At 59.3% G+C, this 21,768-nt stretch carries 17 protein-coding genes; 12 read left to right on the forward strand and 5 right to left on the reverse strand.

What is annotated here, in order from left to right:
* Positions 1-76 precede the first annotated feature (76 nt).
* The 3 genes from CKO27_RS10850 to CKO27_RS10860 are packed head-to-tail and all read left to right on the forward strand — an operon-like array spanning position 77 to position 2,407.
* Positions 77-823, forward strand: a complete 747-nt coding sequence (locus tag CKO27_RS10850) for a multiubiquitin domain-containing protein (RefSeq protein WP_200374913.1) — start codon at positions 77-79, stop codon at positions 821-823.
* Positions 798-1,970 (forward strand): ThiF family adenylyltransferase, encoded by a 1,173-nt coding sequence (locus tag CKO27_RS10855; RefSeq protein WP_200374914.1) that lies wholly within the window; start codon positions 798-800, stop codon positions 1,968-1,970. Before CKO27_RS10850 ends, CKO27_RS10855 begins: the two co-directional genes overlap by 26 nt.
* Entirely contained in the window at positions 1,967-2,407 is a 441-nt protein-coding gene (locus CKO27_RS10860) for a ubiquitination-like system serine protease family protein (RefSeq protein ID WP_200374915.1), read from the forward strand. Before CKO27_RS10855 ends, CKO27_RS10860 begins: the two co-directional genes overlap by 4 nt.
* Positions 2,408-3,458: 1,051 nt before the next feature.
* On the opposite strand, the gene CKO27_RS10865 is transcribed toward CKO27_RS10860, so the two are convergent.
* Positions 3,459-3,716, reverse strand: coding sequence for a type II toxin-antitoxin system Phd/YefM family antitoxin (locus CKO27_RS10865; RefSeq protein WP_200374916.1), 258 nt, complete (start codon positions 3,714-3,716; stop codon positions 3,459-3,461).
* Positions 3,717-4,063: 347 nt separating this feature from the next.
* On the opposite strand from CKO27_RS10865, the gene CKO27_RS10870 reads away from it, so the two are divergent.
* The 3 genes from CKO27_RS10870 (at position 4,064) to CKO27_RS10880 (ending at position 7,694) form a co-directional block, all read left to right on the forward strand.
* Positions 4,064-5,026 carry a tyrosine-type recombinase/integrase gene (locus CKO27_RS10870; protein ID WP_200374917.1) on the forward strand — a complete coding sequence of 321 codons (963 nt, stop codon included), beginning with the start codon at positions 4,064-4,066 and terminating at the stop codon, positions 5,024-5,026.
* 83 nt (positions 5,027-5,109) lie between these two features.
* A complete protein-coding gene (locus tag CKO27_RS10875; protein WP_242470849.1) occupies positions 5,110-6,039 on the forward strand; it encodes a 2OG-Fe(II) oxygenase in 930 nt (309 codons plus the stop codon).
* An 833-nt stretch (positions 6,040-6,872) separates the two neighbouring features.
* On the forward strand, positions 6,873-7,694 hold the full coding sequence (locus tag CKO27_RS10880; RefSeq protein WP_200374919.1) for a hypothetical protein: 822 nt from the start codon (positions 6,873-6,875) through the stop codon (positions 7,692-7,694).
* Here CKO27_RS10880 and CKO27_RS10885 read toward each other — a convergent pair.
* Complete coding sequence (locus CKO27_RS10885) at positions 7,691-8,644, reverse strand: IS1595 family transposase (RefSeq protein ID WP_200374920.1); 954 nt, start codon at positions 8,642-8,644, stop codon at positions 7,691-7,693. The two genes, CKO27_RS10880 and CKO27_RS10885, sit on opposite strands and share 4 nt — an antisense overlap.
* Before the next feature lie 47 nt (positions 8,645-8,691).
* Between CKO27_RS10885 and CKO27_RS10890 the strand changes: the two genes are divergently transcribed.
* Positions 8,692-9,636 (forward strand): AIPR family protein, encoded by a 945-nt coding sequence (locus CKO27_RS10890; RefSeq protein ID WP_200374921.1) that lies wholly within the window; start codon positions 8,692-8,694, stop codon positions 9,634-9,636.
* A 449-nt stretch (positions 9,637-10,085) separates the two neighbouring features.
* Positions 10,086-11,684, forward strand: a complete 1,599-nt coding sequence (locus tag CKO27_RS10895; protein ID WP_242470855.1) for an RNA-directed DNA polymerase — start codon at positions 10,086-10,088, stop codon at positions 11,682-11,684.
* 248 nt (positions 11,685-11,932) lie between these two features.
* Here CKO27_RS10895 and CKO27_RS10900 read toward each other — a convergent pair whose 3' ends face one another.
* A complete protein-coding gene (locus tag CKO27_RS10900; protein ID WP_200374923.1) occupies positions 11,933-12,919 on the reverse strand; it encodes a hypothetical protein in 987 nt (328 codons plus the stop codon).
* A gap of 1,535 nt (positions 12,920-14,454) precedes the next feature.
* Between CKO27_RS10900 and CKO27_RS10905 the strand changes: the two genes are divergently transcribed.
* On the forward strand, positions 14,455-15,510 hold the full coding sequence (locus tag CKO27_RS10905; protein WP_200374924.1) for a serine hydrolase: 1,056 nt from the start codon (positions 14,455-14,457) through the stop codon (positions 15,508-15,510).
* Between the two features lie 311 nt (positions 15,511-15,821).
* Here CKO27_RS10905 and CKO27_RS10910 read toward each other — a convergent pair whose 3' ends face one another.
* On the reverse strand, positions 15,822-16,340 hold the full coding sequence (locus CKO27_RS10910; protein ID WP_200374925.1) for a hypothetical protein: 519 nt from the start codon (positions 16,338-16,340) through the stop codon (positions 15,822-15,824).
* A 587-nt stretch (positions 16,341-16,927) separates the two neighbouring features.
* Between CKO27_RS10910 and CKO27_RS10915 the strand changes: the two genes are divergently transcribed.
* The gene (locus CKO27_RS10915; protein WP_200374926.1) at positions 16,928-17,545 is read left to right on the forward strand and encodes a recombinase family protein; all 618 of its coding nucleotides are present in this window, start codon (positions 16,928-16,930) and stop codon (positions 17,543-17,545) included.
* A gap of 55 nt (positions 17,546-17,600) precedes the next feature.
* Positions 17,601-20,630: a Tn3 family transposase gene (locus CKO27_RS10920; protein WP_200374927.1), complete on the forward strand. Its 3,030-nt coding sequence runs from the start codon at positions 17,601-17,603 to the stop codon at positions 20,628-20,630.
* Here CKO27_RS10920 and CKO27_RS24535 read toward each other — a convergent pair.
* A complete protein-coding gene (locus CKO27_RS24535) occupies positions 20,561-20,761 on the reverse strand; it encodes a recombinase family protein (protein ID WP_242470850.1) in 201 nt (66 codons plus the stop codon). The two genes, CKO27_RS10920 and CKO27_RS24535, sit on opposite strands and share 70 nt — an antisense overlap.
* Positions 20,762-21,065: 304 nt before the next feature.
* Between CKO27_RS24535 and CKO27_RS10930 the strand changes: the two genes are divergently transcribed.
* The gene (locus CKO27_RS10930; protein WP_200374928.1) at positions 21,066-21,665 is read left to right on the forward strand and encodes a hypothetical protein; all 600 of its coding nucleotides are present in this window, start codon (positions 21,066-21,068) and stop codon (positions 21,663-21,665) included.
* The last annotated feature ends 103 nt before the right edge of the window (positions 21,666-21,768 follow it).

The raw sequence follows: 21,768 nt of genomic DNA on the forward strand, positions 1-21,768 counted from the left end.
CCGGTCGGCGAATCTCGCGTCGATTGAACCCTTAGAGCTGCGGCGTCGCCGCGGCAAAACCTAAGGACTCAACCTCATGAACACCGAAGAACTTCTTGACTATGACGATCTCGGCGACGCCCTGCGCGAAGGCCGGGCGCTGCGTCCGGCGCGAGGGTATCGCTTCCGCCTCGCGCAGGGTGATCTTAACTTCGAGTTCCGCCAGGTGCGCGATCCCGTGCCGCTGGGCCGCCAGTTGCTCGAGGCCGGCGCCCTGGACCCGCGGGACGGTTACAGCCTGTTCGCGATCCTGCCCTCAGGGGACTTCGAGGACGTGCGGCTGAACGAGCCTTTCGACCTGCGCGAACGGGGCGCCGAGCGGTTCGTCGCCTTCCTGACGGATCGCGACTTCAAGCTCACGCTGAACGACGACGAGCTGCGCTGGGGTAAGCCGATCATCAGCGGCACGGTGCTCTACGGCCTTGCCAACCCTGGCGAGGGGGAAGGCGTCTTCCTTGAGGTTCCCGGCGGGGAAGATCGCCTGATCGAGTCTGGCGAGTTGATCGATCTGACCCGACCCGGCATCGAGCGGTTCATCACCGCGCGGCTGACGTTCGAGATCATTGTCAATGCGCGGCCGCGCACGGTGAACGCTCGCACGGTCACATTCGAGCAGATCGTCCAGCTTGCCTTCCCGGGTCAGCATGAGCCCAACGTCGTCTTCTCCATGACCTATCGTCATGCGGCATCGACGCCGCATGCTGGTGAGCTTGGGTCTGGCGGTTCTGTCGATGTCAAGAAAAAGGGGACGGTGTTCAATGTCACGCGAACTGTTCAGTCGTAATCCCGACCTCAAGCGGCTGCGGGACGAGGGCTACTTCGTCCAGCAGCAGGGCGGACATCTTGTCATGCGGGAGGTGCCCTATGTCGATGCGCATCGGGAGGTGCGCATCGGCACCCTCATTTCCAGTCTGACGCTGGCCGGAGACCAGACGCGAACGCCAGACACTCATGTCGTCTACTGGGATGGCGATTTTCCCTGCCATGCCGATGGCTCGAACATTCAGGGGGTCTCGCATCAGTTCGGCGCCTTCGACCTTGGCCACGGCCTCAAAGCGACGCATAGCTTCTCCAGTAAACCGGATGGCGGCTACACGGACTACCACCACAAGCTGACGAGCTACGCGAACATCATCGCGGGTCCGGCAGCGGTGCTGAAGCCCGGCGTGACCCCTCGCGCCTTCCGCGAGCCTGAGGAAGAGGAAGACAGCGTGTTCAACTATGTCGAGACCGCCTCCGATCGTGTCGGGATCGGCGTCCTGACCGAACGCCTCGCCAACGAGCGAGTCGCCATCATCGGCGTCGGTGGGACCGGTAGCTACATCCTGGACTTCGTCTGCAAGACGCCAGTTCGCGAAATTCGGCTCTTCGACAGCGACGAGTTCCTGACCCACAATGCGTTTCGGGCGCCTGGCGCCCCGAGCCTGGAGGAGCTGCGAGAGGCGCCTAAGAAGGTCGATTATCTGGAGCGTATCTACAGCCGGATCCACCGGAACGTTGTGGCGCATGATGCCGATCTCGGCGCCGACAACCTCCACCTTCTCGACGGCGTCACCTTTGCGTTCCTGTCCCTCGACGCCGGCGATGCGAAGCGGCTGATTGTAGATAAGCTCGAGGCGATCAGCGCCGCATTCGTCGATGTCGGCATGGGGCTTGAGCTCGACGAGGGATCGCTGGGCGGCATCCTGCGTGTCACCGCTAGCACGCCGGATAAGCGGGATCATGTGCGGCAGCGCATCTCCTTCGTCGGCGGCGGCGCCAAGGACATCTACGCCTCCAACATTCAGGTTGCGGACCTCAACGCCCTGAATGCCGTCCTTGCGGTCGTGAAGTGGAAAAAGATTCGTGGCTTCTATCGTGACCTCGAGCACGAGCATCATTGTACCTACACCACTGACGGCAACATGCTCATCAACGGGAACCTGGCATGATGCGCCACAAGCGACTCGAACATCGTTTCGTTGAACACATCCCGGAGCACCTAGAGCCAGGCGTTCTCTATGTATCGATAGAATATGCGACAGCGGCCCACAGCTGCTGTTGCGGCTGTGGGGATGAGGTGGTCACGCCCTTTACGCCTACGGACTGGAAGATGACGTTTGATGGCGAGACCGTCTCGCTTCGTCCGTCGATCGGCAATTGGACGCTGAAGTGCCGGTCGCATTATGTGATCGACTGCGGAAAAGTTCTTGAAGCCGGCCCTTGGAGCGACGAGCAAGTTGAAACCGAGCGTCGTCGAGATCGTGCCGCCAAAGCGCGCTTCTACGGGCGACCACCAAAAGTTGAACTTCATGTCCAACCCGCTTTGCCGAAGGCAACACGGGGATTCTGGCGCCGTATCTGGAGCCGTATATCAGGTAAATTATAATGATCAGGCTAAAGCATCCAATTCGCTGCCGGCCATGGAAGCGCGAAGCGAGAGGCCGGTAGTCCCTGGCAATCGTGGGCGCTTGCGTATTGCCGCAATGGCGAAGGGCGTCAGTCCTTCGCCGCGGAGGCGATACGCAGAGCGCAACCCCACACGCCGTCGAGTCGTCATAGGGTCGTGCGCAGCCCGAATGCGCCAACGGCGCTACTCATGGCGAAGCAGCAACCCGGAACGGTATGGGCTGTCGCCAGCGTCTCGGCGAGGCCGTCCCAGCCGGTATCCGGTGTGCATCCAATGACAGTGTTTCGAGACCGCTCCGAGCGCATGATTTCTGTCCATGACGATGAGCGGGAGGAATCGATAGGGTACAGGATCCAGAACCGTTGAATCGAGCGATTCTCGGGCGAAGGCCTGCGTCCTTGAAGGCACCCTGCGGTGTAGGATCCAATCAGAAATGGACAGGAAATTTGGACATGGTATGTCGGGAGAGACATGCCACGAGACTTGAGGTAGGTACCGACCGGGGCATGAAGGGGAGACTGCTTTGCGCTTGAAACCGGCCTGTGCCTCAGGAACGCCGTTCAGGAAAAGAAGAATACTGATGCGCACAGGCGTCATTGGGTGCGTCGGACGGGGGAGCCTGGCAGGCGACGACCAGATCATGGAACTTGGTGATAACGTCTTTGAATAGGGTGCGAGGCAGCAGGCCGTATGCCACGGTCGATGCGTCGCCCGAGACTGTTGGGCGCAGATCCGGCCCAGGCCAAACGAAACGATTCGCTTCGGTCAGCACGATCCAGGAGCGCTCATCATCCTATCCGAGACGACGCTTCGTGGCGTGCGGGATTTCGACGGGCAGCGACGGAGCGGACGGCGGCGTACGTCACCGGTAAACCGTGACGACCTGATCCCCGTAATCATCCGTGGAGACCAGGATGACGGCACAGGGTCGATCTTTGCGGTCTTCGTCATGGCCTCGGCGCTGTTCCTCTCGCCACAAATTAGGCGTAGCGGATGATCAAACCAGGAATGGGCGTGGGGAGCGGCATCCTTAGTCGCGACACTCGTCGTCAAAGGTCGCCGCTTCGGGTGGCGGCTCGGCTTGGCGGATCGCTTCGAGGTCCATGGCCGTGAAATCCTCGAGCCCCAGGACCGCGCGATCACGCCGCTTCAGGCGGTGATACTCGTCGGCGGAGAGCACGACGAGGCGCTCGCGGCCATTGCGGGTGATGGCGAGCGGCTCCTTGAGGGCTTCGTCTTGATAGCGTCCGAAGTGGCGCTGAAAGTCGGCGGAGGTGATCGTGAGCATGGACCGCGTCCTGAGAATCTGTGTTTTACGTATAATACAGAATAAACGGATGGTCCGGATCCGGCAATGGATGAGCGAAATAATCGGGTTTTTAGGGGCCAGTTATCGAGCATGATAAAGGAGGTTATCATGCTCGGTAAGGGCGGGGAGGGGAGGATTGCGGAGGACAATCCTGGACTCTGGAAGGATTGTTTTCTTGGTGCGCCGGCGGTCATGATTGTCGGATGCAATCACTTGGGCACGATCGATTGGGTTTCGCGCGCGCCGGATGAGGATTGCAATCGTCAATCGAAAGTACGCACTCGATTGATTTGTCAGACACAGCGCCTGGCGCTGAGGAGACCACGATGCATCAGCTCGTCAACGCGCTCAACCTGCAGGCGATGAACCTGCCGGCGCTCTTCGTCCGCACGCCCGAGGCCGGCAAGCGCTTCATCGAGTTCTTCACGGCCAATATCCGCAATGCCAACACCCGGCGCGCCTACACCCGGGCGACGCTCGACTTCGCCGCCTGGTGCGATCAGGCTGGACTCACGGCCCTGGAGGACATCGAGCCGGTGCATGTGGCGGCCTATATCGAGACGCTTCAGTCGCGGCTCTCGGCGCCCTCGGTCAAGCAGAACCTGGCGGCGATCCGCATGCTCTTCGATTGGCTGGTGGTCGGTCAGCAACTGGCGGTCAATCCGGCCGCCGCCGTGCGCGGTCCCAGGTACAGCGTCAAGAAAGGCAAGACGCCGGTGCTGAGCGCGGAGGAAGCCCGCCTGCTGCTCGATTCGATCGACACCGGCACGCCCATGGGGCGGCGGGACCACGCCTTGATCAGCTTGATGGTCTACACCTTCGCCCGTGTCGGGGCGGTGATCAAGATGCGGGTGGAGGACGTCTATATTCAGGGCCGGCGCACCTGGGTGCGCTTGCACGAGAAAGGCGGCAAGCGCCATGAGATGCCCTGCCATCACAACTTAGAGGCCTCGCTCGAACGCTATCTGGACGTGACCGGATTACGCGGCCAGCCGAAGGCGGTCCTCTTCCCCACCGCCCCAGGCAAAAGCGGTGCGCTCACCGATCGCGCGCTCCAACAGCATGAGGTCTACCGCATGATTCGCCGGCGCGTCCTCACCGCCGGGATCGGCACAGCGGCGGGCTGTCACACGTTTCGGGCCACCGGGATCACGGAGTATCTGCGCAATGGCGGCAAGCTCGAGGTGGCGCAGCAGATGGCGAACCATGAGAGCGCTCGGACCACTGGGCTCTATGATCGGCGCAACGATCTGGTCAATCTCGATGAGGTCGAGCGAATTATCATTTGAGACGTCTATCGTCGGCGTGCGTCAGACCGTTTTCACTCCCCTGGGAAGACGAAACATCGAGGGAACCTCAAGGAGTTCAGCCGTTGCTCTTGCAACCACATCACCACCATGATCCATTCCCCTTTTTCTGTGTCGATTCCGCATTCTCCGAGGAAGAGTGTGCGGCACTTGAGGGCCTCTTTTTACAAACCAATGATTGGCAGCATCGGGATGGTGCCTTTTACCGGTGCGCGCTTTGCGACGTGACCGAGACGATTCCGGCATCCTTTCAGACCGAAATAGTCGCTAGAATGCGCGAGCTGACCCGGTTGCCACTCGTTGATCGTGTTGTCGTCACGGCGCAACGCATGCGGCCCGGAGACGTCATTGGGAGACATAGTGACCGACCACTCTTGGGCTATGAGATGGCGCGACTGGTCGTGCAACTGAATCAACACTGGCAGCCTGAGCATGGCGGTGTTCTGGAATTATTCGCATCGCCAGATGGCCAAGCGGTGTTCCGTGTTGATCCTGAATACAACACAGCCTTTGGCTTTCCGCTTCACGCGGGTTCATACCATGGGGTGACCGAGGTGACCCAGCCGCGCCAAACCCTGGTCTTCAATTTCTGGCATGTGGCGAACACCCCCGAACTGGCGGAATACGTGCAAGCCTTGTTTTCCAACCTTCATTTCTCAGAGTTCCCGGCGGCACTCAACCCGGTTGCCTCATCGGCGGAATCGACGCTGCCCGAGGAGACGACGTTTCGTGCAGGCACAGCGGCGCTTGCACTCCAGCGCTTGGGCTACGACGAGGCCACCATTGTGACCGGGTACCGGCACAGCGCTGGGCTGGCGATCTGTGAGACGGGCGACGCGGAAACCGATGCGGCCGTGCTCCTGGCGGACTGGATGGCGTACCTGTATCGGGATTCGTTTGATCTGGAACGCTGGAATCGCTTGCGAAACAAACTTGATGGAGTAGAGATGGTGACGCGTCTGCGGCCCGCATGGCAACTTTGTCTGCCGGAATAGAGCAAGTCAGACTAGGCAAGATGGTAACTCAGGTTTCGGAGTGCAAAGTCGGCCGTGAAGCGACACGCATTTTAATAAATGATAGTGGCCTCAAGAATGGTAGCATGTCATGCGCTTGAGTCATGCGACTACTCAAGCGATGGCTTTAACCCAGCGCGTTAGAAGCACTCGTGCACCCATTACGTTGGGGTAGACCAACCAGTGTCAACAGTCGTGTCACCAGACGTCATTTCCGCGTAGACCCAGCATCTGCGGCCACCTGAAGCGTCGATAGCCCGTCTTGGCTCAGAACGGTCAGTTGCGCTACTGACGCGAGAGTCTCTTCAACGCGGATACCAGTCACCGGACGCTTGTCGGCCGAGCGACCGCAAAGGACGCATTGCGGTCGGTCGCAGACGGCCCTCTGGAGAGTTGATTTCGGCCAATTCCGGACGCTTCATTTTCGCCGGTGGGAGTACGCATTTACCCAATCGTCCGACGCTCGCCTTACGAACGAAGTCACATATACTGTCCCCGGAACTCGCCCCGGAACTCGGCGGCCCCCGGAACTCGGCGGCCGCGCACTGCCGTTGCTGTGGTTTGTATCCCGAGCAGCTCGCGAAGTGGTGGCGGGACTGCGTGCAGACGGTAACCCGTCGCAGCAGGAGCGCCGGCAGAGGCGGAGGAACTCAAGTCACAGCGCCTGCGTATCCGCGAACTCGCGGGCGGGCTGCGGCATGAGGACGCGGCCTTGACCGAGACAGCGCCTTCCTGAGTGACCTGATGCAACCAAGAACACCTTGGTCAGCGCCAGATTGAACAATCGTAGCTAGCAATATCTGAATGGACTACTGATGGATAGAATTACCAAGTCACTCCTCAGCGAATTCTCCCTAGAGGCAGATATAACTGGGCTTTCGGAAGAAAAGAGATTCGAACACTTTGCATCTTTTCTTGCAGTCAGCAGACATCTCGGAGAGACTTTTGACACGGGAGATGTCGTTACGGGTGCAGGTGGCGACACAGGAATTGACGCAATTGCTGTCATTGTGAATGGTGCTCTGGTCACGGATCCGGATCTCGTCGAGGAACTGGCCGCGACCAACGGCTTTGTCGACGCAGTTTTCGTTTTTGTCCAAGCGGAAAGGTCGGCTGGCTTCGAAACGGCAAAGATTGGACAGTTCGGATACGGAGTGGTCGATTTTTTTAAAGAGAAGCCCACTCTCCCGAGAAACAAAGAAGTCCAGGTAGCTGCCGAGATTATGGCGGCAGTATACAAGCGCAGCAGCAAGTTCAAGCGCGGGAACCCAATTTGCCGTCTGTTTTACACGACTACCGGACGATGGGTGGGCGACAGGAATCTCGAGGCTCGACGACATGCAGTGGTTGAGGATCTTGAGCAGCTTGGGATCTTCAGAGAGGTCGAATTTTTACCTGTTGGCGCAGATTCCATACAGAAACTTTATAACCAAACAAAGAACGCTGTCACAAGAGAAATAAATTTTTCGGAGAGAACTGTTATCCCGGACATACCAGGGGTAAAAGAGGCGTATCTTGGTTTTTTACCAGTAAAGGAGTTTCTGGCTATTCTCGACGATGGAAGCGGAAATATTTTAAAAGGTATTTTTTACGACAACGTCCGGGACTTTCAGGAATACAAAACAGTACCTGATTAGCAAGCTCCTTCAGCCAGACGAATCCAACGCTCCGGGCGTGGCCCCGTGGTGGTCGCCGCGACCAACAATCGGATGGGGAGCGTTTCGAGGTGGAAGCGCCGGTTGAAGCGATAGGCAAAGGCCGCCAGATAGCGCGCCCCATACTTGGCAAAGTCGAACGCATGGTAGGCCCCGCCGAAACTGGTCTTGAGGTTTCCCAAGAGGGTATTGATCCAACGGAATTCCGGTAGGTCTTTCGGCTGGCGGGTGCCGACGATGATGGCCTGGTGCCGACATCCGGCTTGTGTGACCGCGGCAAAACAGGCGAGTCCATCCGAGGTCACGGTGGCGCCGGGCGTCACGTTGGTGCTGGCCCAATTGGCGATGGCTTTGAGCGTAAAGCCGGGCACCAGCGAGAGCTTGGTGTACAGCGGATGGCCGTCGGGGTTCAAGGAGACCGCCGCGACAAAAGGCACCTTGTTCTCGGAGCCCCGCCCGGCTTTGCCGCCGGCCAGTTCGCCGCCCAAATAGGCGTCATCGATCTGGACCGCGCCCTCCAGGCGATACAGGGCTTCGCGCTCGCGCATCGTTTGCATCAATTTGTGCTGAATGAGCCAGGCGGTGGGGTAGCTCACGCCCAACTGGCGCTTCAGGGCGAGGGCGGACAGTCCGGTTTTCGCCTCACTGATCAAGTAGATGGCGAGAAACCAAAGGGTCAGCGCCAAGTGGGTGCTCTGGAACACGGTGCCCGCGATCAGCGAGGTTTGCTTGTGGCACGCTTGACACTGAAAAGTCGTGTGTGCGCCAACCTGGAGACGGTAGGCGTGATCATGATCGCACCGAGGACAGCGAAAACCCGCCGGCCAGCGCGCCCGCTCCAGTTCCGCCTCACACTGAGCCTCGGTGCCGAACCGCTCAAGGAACGCCGGAAGCGACAAACCCGGTTGGAATTGGAGGCGATTCATCAGCATGGTGCGGTCCCTCGGCGTGGATTTGGTCACCACAGTCTGCGCCTTTGTTGGCAAGAAAACGGGATTTACTGAAGAAGCTTGCTAATCAGGAAACAGTAAACACTGAGATAAAGTCGAGTCTTGAATTACCTGTGCAGCGGGCAAGGTTCGCAATAATGAACAACGGCGTCACAATTATCGCAAGGACTCTAAGAGCCACTGGCAACAAGTTCCATATTGAAGACTATCGGATTGTTAACGGATGCCAGACGAGTCATGTCCTCTTCGATAATCGAGCATCGCTCGACGAGAGCGTCTTCATCCCGCTTCGCCTGATTGCGACCGACGATGAAGAAGTCACGGCGTCGATCGTCAAAGCCACGAACCGCCAGACCGAGGTGAAGGAAGAGCAGCTAATAGCGCTTTCCGACTTCCAAAAAAAGCTTGAGGCCTACTTCCTCACATATGAACCGTCTCAGCGCCTATACTATGAGAGGAGATCTCGCCAGTATAACGCAGCGCCCGGCGGCATGGAAAAAACCCGAATTGTCACGCCTGCGGCATTGATTCGGGGATATGCATCGTGTTTCCTTGGGGAGCCGCATCGAACTACGCGGACTTATCGCGCTTTACTACAGCAGCTAGGTAAATCGATTTTTGGGCCGCAAGACAGGCTTGAGCCTTACTACTTCGCAGCATCTGCACATTACAGGATCGAGTATTTTTTCAGGAATGGCGTCCTAGACCCGAAGTACAAACCAGCCAGATATCACATACTCATGGCGGCGAGGCTGCTTGCGCAGCCAGCTCCGGTGCCGCGGCCAAATTCGAACGAGATGGCCAACTACTGCGCGCCTCTAATCGCGACGATCTGGAACGCTGCAGACGCCGAAGCGCTTGCCAAGAAAGCAGCACAGGTCGTTGACGAAACTGCGGGCGGCGACTTTCACCGTGACCGCATTCGTACACAGCCATTCACCGAAGAGGTTAAGGGGCGGTGCCTGAGGGATTAGAGGTACCGCCCAAGTGCTCATTCGAGCGGACTTGCGGCGAGAGCCGCGTCAAGCTCTTCAGTTCAAAGATTCTAGGGAAGGGAATGTCGGAATAGTAACATTCTCCCGCCATCAAAACTGTTAGCCTATCCGGCCGCTTCCCCCGTAAAATGACCGAAGGCGTGAACAGCCGCGGGAGGCTGCAATGCGCGTTTATGCAAAGCTAGCGATTATGCAGAGTTTCATTTCTGACGCTCGCTCAGGACACGGCAGGAAACCGCCGAGTACGAGTCGCGGTAGCCGAAGTCTCGACATAACTCGGGTGGCTCTCTGAGTCGTGACTCCGAAACACCCAAGTTGCATGCCACCAATGAGGAGGGACTCCGAATATGGATCGCGTAGAACGACTCCTACGTTTTGGGTATCTCCCCTCCCAACTGCCGCCCCCATTCACTACCTCTGATCTCGCGATGCATCACTTGAGAGTGCTTGCAGCCTGGGATGGAGTGCCACCCGCGCGTCGTGCCAAAGTGCCAACGTCACCACCTACGAAGGCAGAGGTCTTTAGTGTCGCGCGCGCAGGACATCAGCGTCGCGCAACCAGTATTCCAAACCCTGTCGCACAGGCGTACCTTTGTCGCGCTCTCGTAGCCAACTGGGCAGCCATCGTCCGCCACTTCCGCCGCTCCAAGATCAGCGCAAGTCACCCGCGATTTCGCCGTGACTCGACGCGCGCGGCGGCTCTTCCGTCAATGCAAACTCTTTACGAACGCAGGCTCTTGCAGGGCGCCGGTTACAGGTATGTGCTCCGCACTGACATATCCAGATTCTTTCCAACAATCTACACGCACTCCATCCCGTGGGCTCTGCACGGCAAGGCGATTTCGAAGAAGAACAGGGCCATCACGCCGAAGTACTACGGGAACCTGCTTGACCTTGTTGTGCGGCAGTGCCAAGACGGGCAAACGTTTGGTCTTCCCATCGGACCGGACACCTCACACATCATTGCGGAGTGCATCGCAACCGCAATAGACGTGGAGCTTGGCAAGAGGTTACGCGCAACGCCGGCAGGCTTTCGCTATGTGGATGATTATTACTTCTTCTTCGAAAGCTACTCCGCAGCAGAGTCAGCACTAGCGCAGATTGTGCGGTGCCTCAAGGACTTTGAACTTCAAATCAACTTTGACAAGACCAGAATATGTAAGATCGAAGAACTAGATGAGGATGCATGGACGCACAAGTTAAGGAGCTTCGCTATAGCACACGGAGGCCAAAAGCAGCGAACCGGCTTCAATCACTACTTTGATCTCGCCCGCGAACTTGCCAGAAGTCACAGGGACGAGAGCGTAATGGTCTATGCGCTGCGTCGCGCTGGCTCTGTCATCGTACGCAAGGAAAACTGGCCGGCGTTTGAGGCGCAACTTTGCTTGGCTGCGATGGCGCATCCGGTCGCTCTTCAGACTATTGCCCGCCTGCTGTCAACATACTCCGGCATCGGCTATGCCATTGACAAGCGCCGTCTGTCCCGCCTCGTAAACGCAATAGTTCAAGAGCACGCACCCCTTGAGCATCACAGTGAAGTGACTTGGTGTCTCTGGATGTGCAAGGAACTCCGGCTAACCCTCTCACCGCAGAGCGTGGACCTCGTCGCGGAAATGAATTCTTCAATCTGCGTTCTGATCCTTCTTGATCTTGCGGCTGCTGGCCGGCTCCCAAAGTTGCCGGCGCCGACTCGATGGCGCAACTTCGAGCACTCCGATGCCTTATGGGAGGATCTTTGGATGCTGAGCTATGAAGCTGGTGTGCGTGGTTGGGGAGGTATGTCGGACGTCCACATTCGACAAAACGAATATTTCGAAGAACTTCGGCAGCTCGATGTGCGCTTCTACAACGATGCGGCAACGCTAATGCCCCTGTTTGCTCCGAAACCCGATGCACTTAAGAAGCACAACGCTCAGACGGTCGCGGAGCTGCTTGAGATCGATGACCTAGATGACGTATTCGAGCACGAGGACGACGAAGACGTCTATGGTAGCCCAATTGTGGACGAGGATGATGAAGGGCTTTGAAGCTGAAACGAGCGAAGCCCCATCTCGAACGTTGTCGAAATCCGGGTGTCCGCAATCCGCTGCCTTCCCGTCAGCAACAAACGCGACGAATCTGTCCGCTCCCCACGTGAAGTGATCGGTGGCGTAAGCAGCCGTGGGAGTCTCCAATGCGCGTTTACCAGACGCTCGGGTCCGATGAGCCAGTGACCGGAACTGGGACCATGCCGTCCGTGACGTAAACTGGCTCAGTGACCGGTTTAGGCTCACGATCAGGGCCAATGAGCGCGTTGGTACTGGATGTCGGTGACCCAGAAGAGCGGTGGTCGCCCTGGTTGAGCCGGCGGGACTGGCGGTTCCGGGTCTTTCTGGACAGAGGGGAGGGTCTTTAGGGCGCGTTCAACGTAGCGCAGGATCAGCGCCTCGATCGCGTTGGCCCCCATCCGCCGCGACCGTCCCGAAGGCGTCTCCGGGCCACCGCAGAACATCGGCTCCTTGGTGCCCCAGAAGGTATCGCGGTCGCGTCTTCGGTACTGGAGCAGCGCCTCGGCGAGAACCTTCTTCCTCACGAGGCGCTGCTTGAGAGACACCCGTGCTTGGCCGTCCCGACCAAACGACTGCGTCACCTGCGCGAGGTTCAGTTGATTGATCTCGCGTGGACCCATGTGCAGGTAGACGGCCAACAGCAGGATGAGGCGCTCGCGCGGGCGCTTGGCCAACGCCAGTGCCGCCTCGCCGACGCCTGGCCGATAGATCGCCGTCCAGGCGACGGTATCCGCGCACTCCGGCTCGGGTGCGGCGGCAGACCGCTCGAAGGGGTCTGAGAAATGCACAAGAAGACCGCCGATCCCGGACATCGACTTCAGCGAGTCGAACAGGGAGGGCTCAAAGCAGTTCTGATTGGTCCATCCGGGCGTGCCTTGGGTGCCCAGGGTGAGGACGCACTCGCCAGGGTGCTGAGCGACCCGCACGAAGGCTCGCTCCAGCCAGATGACGGGCGCATCCACGCAGGTCTGCAAGACCTCGCGCAGCGCCTGGTGGGCGTCCGGCCAGGGACGTTCGCCACCAAACCGAGCGAAGGCGGCGCGCTCGACCTCGGCGCGGGGCTGCGCCAGTGCCGGGAAGGGTGTCTGGACGATGAAGGGCACCGCGCCGAGTGGGGTGTCCAGGTTCCCGCAGATCATCCGCAGGCGCGCAGCGGGCAGATTCTCGCGCTCCAGATGGTGCCTGACCCTCAGCAGATCATCCAGCAGGGACACCAACGTATCTCCGGGCTTGGCTTTCTTGGACATCGCGATTACAGAGAAAAGATGGGCTTGTGCCAACAGGCTCGCGGTGCTGTGCTGATCGGCTTATCGGATGGCTCAGGCCTGCCTCGATGCTTGTTCCCGACGCGCCAAGCATACCCGACGTTGGCGCCTGCCTGGTTTAGCCGCGCCGCGTCTGGGACGCGAGCTTGTCATGCCCAAGCGCAGCCCCGCTCAGGCCGTCGCCAACCGCCGTGGCGTGACCACCGCCACACGCCAGGTCCGGCCCGTACATTAGGAACCGCCGCGCCGAGGCGCTCGGCAGAGCGAGCGGAGTGCGAAGAGAATGGCCGACGCCCAACCATCCCTTGTTGTCCAATCGATGGCTCGCGCAAGCCGGCGGGGACCCTGGCTGGAAATTCCTTCCCGCAAGCCGAGTGCGCGAGGCGCGGCGGCCCCGGCCAAGGCGCGGGCGGGAGCTGGTCCGCTGGAGCTTGAGGCGCATCGCGCCTGAAGCGCAAGCGGGTCAGTGCCTCGCCATACAAGCGCCGCCGAGTGCGCCAGGAGCTGAGCGTCGGCTCAGCCTCGCTGAGCGACGCCAGCGCACGCGCCGGGAGAGCCCGGCCCTCGCGCTGGCCGAGTCCTGCTGGAGCCTGGGAAGGCGCCAGGAGGTCTCACGAGGCGCGCGAGATCCGTTTCGACCCGCCGACGCGCGCGGCCAAACGATCGCAACTTAGGCTTAGAGACTGTCAATGTAACTTCTCAATAACCCGTGGCAGCTTTGAAATCAATTGCTTGCGAGGCCATCGCGGAACCCAAAGTCCTTCATTGAGTGCATCCGCGAACGAAAAATCAATGAGTTAGAGTTAATGTCAATCCCGCGCAAGGAGCGATGAGGCGCAGCAAGCGAGTAATTGGTGCCTCTATGTCTTTGTTTTTGTGGGTGCCGTGACTTATTGAGAAGTTACCTGTCAATGAACTAACCCATTGATTGATATATTATCGAGTCTCGTTTTGATACCGTCTCTTAGAACCCCTCGATCGGTATCCCTCCTCTACCCCACCCACCCCGGCACGGGACGCGCGTCCAGTCCCCGAAGAGATCCTTGACCTGCTCAACCTGGTTGAAACGGGCCTTCTGCGGATGGACGCGGCGGCGTCCTGGCATCATGTCGGCGATCCCCCCGTGACCGATACACTGGGGCGTTTGTGGGGGTGTAACCCCAAACCCTCGAAAATTCTGAAGCGATTTATTATCAATCAGTTAAATTTCGTGCCGCTCGCCACAAATGGCGCTTCTGTTGAACGTAAGCTATTGAATTTTCGTGATTGGCGGAAATTTCGGCGGTTTGGGCTTACAACCCCTGGTTGGTGCCATGGGTGTCGGTGGGGTGGATCGCCGGCAAGATGTCGGTGGCTGGCAATTCACAATGACGAGTCATTCCATGACACGAGTCAGACGTCGCGCCGTTTTGCGGTGCGCCTTATCCGCGATTTGGGTGGGCGCATTCTCCGGCCTCGCTAGTCCGCTTCTCGTCTGGCCTCCCGTGGTCGAAGCAGAGCCGCTTCCCGCTAAGAAAGAGGCCGACATCATCGCCAAGATCGCGCGTGAAACCATGCGGCAGCATGACGTGCCAGCACTGTCTCTCGCGATCGCCAAGCGAGGGCAATGCGTCTACCGGCACGCCTTTGGTGTCGTGGACAAGGGCACAGGTGAGCAGGCAACTCCGGACACCTTGTTCCGCATCGCTAGTCTGACCAAGCCAATCACTTCGGTTGCCATCTTCTCGCTGATCGAGCAAGGGCGGCTCAGCCTCGGTGACCGCATCTTCGGCGAGCATGGCAGACTCGGATTCGACTACGCCCCGGTCTATCCCGATCGGGTCACCCGAATTACGCTCCATCATCTGCTGACACACACAGCCGGAGGCTGGGGAAATGGTCGGGATGATCCAACCTATCTCTATCCAGAGATGGATCACCGGGAATTGATTCGCTTCGTATTACTGACCCGCGTGTTGAGCAACGAGCCTGGCACACACTATGAGTATTCCAACTTCGGCTACTCCATTCTCGGTCGAGTGATCGAGAAGATGACCGGTCAACCCTATTCAGACTACGTGCAGCAATCCGTCTTGCACCGATGCGGTATCCACGACATGGCCCTGGGCGGAAACACCCTGACCGAGCGGGCACCGCACGAAGCGATCTACTACGACGCGAATGGGTCCGCTGACAAGGCCTACGAGATTGACCTCAGGCGCAGGGATTCTCACGGTGGATGGATCGCCACGCCGAGCGACTTGGTTCGCTTCACCATGCACGTCGACGGCGAGGGTATCACCCCAAGCATCTTGACCCGGGACAGCATCAAGGCCATGACAACCCCCAGCGCTGCCAACTCTGGCTACGCCTGTGGCTGGGCGGTGAACGGGGTTCCCAACTGGTGGCATGACGGTCGCCTACCAGGAAGCGCAGCGATCATGGTCCGAACCGCGAGCGGACTATGCTGGGCCGCCTTTGCCAACACCCAACGCGATCGTCTGGATCTCGATCAGATGATGTGGCGCGTGGTTCGTAGCGTCCCGGCCTGGCACGCCTGAACTCGCCAGCGAGACCGGTCCTCTCGCCCAAGCACCAGGCTCAGGCTGACTCGATGCGCGCCGCCCTCAGGTAGGGATTCGAGGCGCAGTGGAACGGAAAATCGGGTTAAGTATCAGCCATCATCCTTGATGGACTGATTCGAATAGGGGTAGACCCGACGGCTCTGTCATGAGCCGCTACTTGCCTGTCGGAAAACCATGTGCGCATGGCCGAGCAGGAAAAACCCGATGATTGAGCGCACGGGCTCGGATGATTGCGAGCGGCTACATTTAGGGGTTCCGATCGAACGATGGAAGCGCCCTCCCCTACCTCACTCGCGGGTCTTGCTCATCTCGCCATGCCAATACCGGGCGCACTCCCCGGAGACTTTGGTGACGACGTCGGCGTTGCGTGGAGCAGGCCAGAACTGCAAGAGGTAAACCTGCATAGGCCCGTCGTCGTCTGTAAGTTGCCAGTCCCCCAACATGGACCGAGCACTGTACCTTACACGGTACGTTCCTTGAGGGATGTCGAGGGGGTACTCCGCTTCCTGCCCCCACTCGCGCAGCAGCAGCGCATTGGCGTGCTGAGCGAATGAGCATTCGACGATTTCTTCCCATGAAGGATCTGCCAGTGGCGCAGCATCAAGAAGCTCCACGGTGACATGGACGTGACCGGTATGGATGCCGGTGATGAGAAACAGCCTTCCTGTCTGAGCCGCACCGCAGATGCCGTTCGATTGCCCGCGAAAGGCGAGCGCCATGTCTGCGAAGTCGCCGTCTTGTGGCTCCACGTAGAACTGTCCGTAGTGAACGTGGAGTCGGTCGGAGTACAGGACCTGGGGCTGCATGGCGACACTGGGCTCCTGTGAGGCTTAACGTTTGAGCTGAGAGGTTGTGAAAAACCCCCTTGCCTGGAATCGCGATCTCTTCAATAGCAACAAGACGAAGAACCCATGGCTGTGAAAAACCAGTTTCTTCACAGCCTCTGAGCCGCGCGCGCGGGGTTAGGTGTAGCGGCCTGCAAACATCCGACGCCCGACCTGCAAACATCCCGGATTTCGGCCCAGATTAGCTGCCAATATCCGGGATCTTGAACCCGCATTATTTGCCAACAAGCCCACGCTTTCTGCCAACAGCCTGCAAACATCCGGGCGGACTCAGATTAGTTGCCAATGGGTCAGTCTTTGATCTGAGTTGCCGTCACACCGGCAGGCCTGCGCCCAGCAACTGGGCATGCAGTTCCTGAGTCCGACCGGGAGGCAGTTGAGCGTGGAGAAAGGGGGTGTAAGCCCAAACCCCAGAAAATTCCGCCGGTCCCAAAAATAGCCAATTTGAATAGCCAAATAGCTGGTGGCTAAATTACCTCGTCCCTGGCAATTCTTGGCCAGGTCGTCCAAGCTGGGCAACTTGCGTATACCCATCTTGGCCAGTTGCCGTGAAAATCGCTCGCATCTACCTCCGCGTCAGCACCGACGAACAAGATCTTTCCCGTCAGGCCGATATTGAGCACAGCACACGGGCTGCCGGCTACTACGTCGCCGGCATCTATCGCGAGAAGGCGTCCGGTGCCCGCGCTGACCGCCCGGAGCTGCTGCGGATGATCGCTGATCTGCAACCGGGCGAAGTGGTGGTTGCCGAGAAGATTGATCGGATCAGCCGGCTGCCGCTGCCCGAAGCGGAAAAACTGGTCGCTTCCATTCGGGCCAAGGGTGCTCGGTTGGCCGTGCCGGGCCTAGTCGATCTCTCCGACTTGGCAGACAAGGCCGATGGTGTCGCCAAGATCGTGCTGATGTCGGTCCAGGAGCTGCTGCTGAAGCTGGCCCTACAGATGGCCCGGGACGACTACGAGACACGGCGCGAGCGGCAGCGCCAGGGCGTGCAACTCGCCAAGGCGGCCGGCAAGTACACCGGTCGTAAGGCTGACACCGTAACCCACCAACGCATCGTTGCTCTGCGTCGCGCCGGCCAGACTATCGAGCGCACGGCCGAGTTAGCCGGATGCAGCGTCAGCCAGGTCAAGCGGATCTGGGCACGGCACCGGGCCAAATCCTAATGTCGCCGCTCGTGCGGGCGTCCTGCGCCATCCCATCGAAATGAGGGAGGCCGCGATGGCGACGAAGAACAAGTCACTGTCCGTCCTGTCGGACGTTGAGCAATTCGCTCTCTACGGTCTGCCCGATTTTGACGAGGGACAGCGCCTGGAGTATCTGTCCCTGTCAGAAGCGCAACTGGCCATGGCCTGCGCCCGTAGCGGTCTGCACGCGCAGGTCTATTGCGTCTTGCAGATCGGCTATTTCAAGGCCAAGCAGGCCTTCTTTCGCTTCACCTGGGACGCGGTGCAGGCGGATTGTTCCTTCGTCCTGGCTCACTATTTCAGCGACCGAGCCTTCGAGCCGCAGACCATCACCAAGCACGAGCACTACACGCAGCGGGCGATGATCGCTGAGCTGTTCGACTATCGGCTCTGGTCGGCCACGTTTCTCCCGCAACTGGAGCAGCAGCTGGTCCAGATTGTTCGCCGCGATGTCACCATCGGCTTCATCGTCGCCGAGCTCATCACCTATTTCAACGCGCACAGAATTGTCCGTCCCGGCTACACGACCTTGCAGACGGTGATCAGCGAGGCGTTGTCCGCCGAACGCCGACGCTTGGGCGAGCTGCTCGCCGAGGGACTGGATGCGGCGACCAAGGAGGCGCTGGCCCAACTCCTGGTGCGCGATGACATGCTCTCGGAGCTGGCCGCCCTGAAGCAAGACGCCAAGGACTTCGGTTGGCGACAGATGGCCCGTGAGCGGGACAAACGCGCCCAGCTCGAGCCGTTGTACCGGATCGCCAAGACGCTGCTGCCCAAGCTCGCGGTCTCACAACAGAACCTACTCTATTACGCGAGCCTTGCGAACTTCTACACGGTCTACGATTTGCGCCGCTTCAAGCCGGAGCAGACGCACCTGTACCTGCTCTGCTACGTTTGGCAACGCTACCGCCAGCTCACCGACAATCTCGTCGACGCGTTGGGCTACCACACCCAGCAGTTCGAGGAGGAGACCAAGGCTCAGGCCAACAAGCACCTTCTCGCAGAACAGATACAGCGGCAGCAGGAAACCCCGCAGGTCGGACGCTTGCTGTTGCTCTATGTCGACGAGTCGGTCGACGACGCCACGCCCTTCGGCGAGGTGCGCAAGCGTGCGTTCAAGATCATGCCCAAGGAGGACCTGCAGATCACCGGCCAGCACCTCAGCGTGAAGCCGCCGAGCAAGCTGGCTCTGCGCTGGGAGGCTGTCGACACCCTGGCCGGACGCATTCGCCGTCAGCTGCGCCCGCTCTATGGCGCGCTCGACTTTTCCGGGGTCGTGGCGGACAACCCATGGCTGGAGGCGCTCGCCTGGGTCAACGAGGTGTTCGCCAACCGGCAACGCCTGTCGCAGCGCCCGCTTGCTGAATGCCCGAAGGCGACGCTGCCCAAGCGTTTGCGCTCGTTTCTGCTGACGTTCGACGCCGACGGGGAACCCACCGGCCTACATGCCGATCGATACGAGTTCTGGCTGTACCGCCAGATCAGAAAACGCCTCAAGTCCGGCGAGCTCTATCTGGACGACAGCTTGCAGCACCGCCGCTTCACCGACGAGCTCGTCTCCCTCGAGGAGAAGGCGGACGTGCTCGCCAAGATGGACATTCCCTGGCTGCGCACACCGATTCAGACCCAGCTCGGCACCTTGACCGACGCGCTGCATACGCAATGGCTGGCGTTCAATCGTGAGCTGAGCCAAAGAAAGCTCAAGCACCTCGACTATGACCGCAAGACCAAGACGCTGACCTGGCGCCGGCCGAAGGCCAATCAGGAGGCCGCTCTCCAGGACAACTTCTACGAGCAGCTGGCGTTCTGCGATGTGGCTGACCTGTTACGTTTCGTCAACGACCAATGCCAGTTCCTATCGGCGCTGACGCCGCTGCAGCCACGCTACGCCAAGCAGGCCGTCGACGTGGACAGCTTAATGGCCGCCATCATTGCCCAGGCGATGAATCACGGCAACCTCGTGATCGCGAAGACCAGCGACATCCGCTATCACGTGCTGGAGGAGACCTCCCAGCAGTACCTGCGTCAGGCTTCGCTGCAGGCGGCCAACGATCAAATCAGCGATGCCATCGCCGATTTACCGATCTTTCCACACTACTCGTTTGACCTCGGCGTGCTCTACGGTGCGGTCGATGGCCAGAAGTTCGGCGTCGAGCGCCCGACCGTCAAGGCACGTCACTCACGCAAGTATTTCGGTCGGGGCAAAGGCGTCGTCGCCTACACCCTGCTGTGCAACCACGTGCCGCTCCAGAGCTGGCTCATCGGCGCACACGAGCTCGAGGCCCATCATGTCTTCGACATCTGGTACCGCAACACCTCCGAGATCGTCCCGAGTGTGATCACCGGCGACATGCACAGCATCAACAAGGCGAACTTCGCCATCCTGCACTGGTTTGGGCCGCGCTTCGAGCCGCGGTTCACCGATCTGAAGAAACAGCTGAAAGCGCTCTATTGCGCCGCTGCGCCATCGCTGTACGAGGAATTTCTGATCGCTCCTGCCGGTCAGATTGATCTGCAGGCGATCGTGGACGAGAAGGCCAACATCGACCAGATCGTTGCCACGCTAGGTCTGAAGGAAATGACCCAGGGTATGCTGATCCGTAAGCTCTGCACCTACACCGCCCCGAATCCGACGCGACGGGCCATCTTCGAGTTCGACAAGCTGATTCGCAGCATCTACACCCTGCGGTACCTTCGAGATCCGCAGCTGCAGCGCAACGTGCATCGCTCGCAAAACCGCATCGAGTCCTATCACCAGCTGCGCTCGGCGATCGCCCAGGTCGGCGGCAAGAAAGAGCTGACCGGTCGGACCGACATCCAGATCGAGATCTGCAACCAGTGTGCGCGGCTGATCGCCAACGCCATCATCTACTACAACTCCGCGATCCTCTCGCGCTTGCTCACCAAGTACGAGGCAAGCGGGAATGCGAAGGCCCTGGCCATGATCAAGAAGATCTCGCCGACGGCATGGCGTCACGTCCATCTCAACGGGCACTACACGTTCCGCGGCACCGGGTCACTCATCGACCTGGATGCAATCGTGGCGGGGCTGAATCTGGGCTGACGGAATTTTCTGGGGTTTGGGCTTACACCCCCTTCCTGGAAGACCTTCGCGCAGCCAGCTCGGCGCAGGGCATCGACCTGCAGGTCAACGCTCTGCTCCTTGGTGCTGACACGCGCATAGCCAATCTGCATGGCCCCTCCCGCCGTCTGATTGGTCCGACTTACTCGTTCAAGTCTAGGAAACTCGGACCTTGATTGCGACAACCGGTTTTTCGAACTGGAAAGATCGGTTTTGAGAGGATGTCAGGCGTGCCGTGGATCGGTCCGAAAAAACGGCCGTTTTCTCGGACCAAGTTTGGGGAGTATCCCCGTGTAGTGTTGGATGCAAAACTGAGCAAGCTAAAAAGAATCTAAAAAAATTCTATATAAAATCTGTGAAGAATCTTATTTGATGCTATGCTTTGCACCGTCACACCAACTAATCGAGGAACTCACCATGACCAACCTTCGAGAAATGATCCGTCGCTCAAAAGCCGTGAAGAAGGAGGTGGTCGCTGTCACCGTCAGGATACCCAAGGAGCTGCAGTCGTTCGCAGACGAGCTGGCGACACACCTGGGAATGTCTCGCCAAGACGTGCTGCTGAAGCTCATTGAAGAGGGGGCGAGCGTTGCTGAGGAGGAGCTCCAGTTAGACGATGCGAAGTACCCAGAGGACTTTCGGTATCACCTGCTGAACACGAACAAGGGCAACAACGTGCACGATCACGAGATGATGCTCCGAGACGGGGTGGCGGCAGCGTTCTATGATCCGTGGAAGCACAACATCAACAGGATCGCAGAGGGCGACGTTGTGTTCCTCTACGAAAATGGACGAGGGATCGTCGCCTACGGTCGAGGTACCGGGTCCACACAGACGGCCGACCATGAGGGCGACAAAGACGAGTGCCACTTCCAAGAGCTGAGCGGATTTCGACTTCTGGAGCCCCCGCTATCCGCCGCCGAGATCAAGAAGACCCTCAACCGCGAGGTCGTCTTCCTGCGCACCATGACCGGAATCTCGGACGGTGCAAAACTCCTGGAACGGATTGAGACGTGACCAGGGAGATCTGCGGTCTTTCAGAACTAGAGTCTGACCGTTCGCAGAGAATCTGGGCCGGCCCGGATGTTTGCAGGCTGTTGGCAAATAATCTGGGCTGTTG

Source organism: Thiocystis violacea (assembly GCF_016583575.1).
Taxonomy (GTDB): domain Bacteria; phylum Pseudomonadota; class Gammaproteobacteria; order Chromatiales; family Chromatiaceae; genus Thiocystis; species Thiocystis violacea.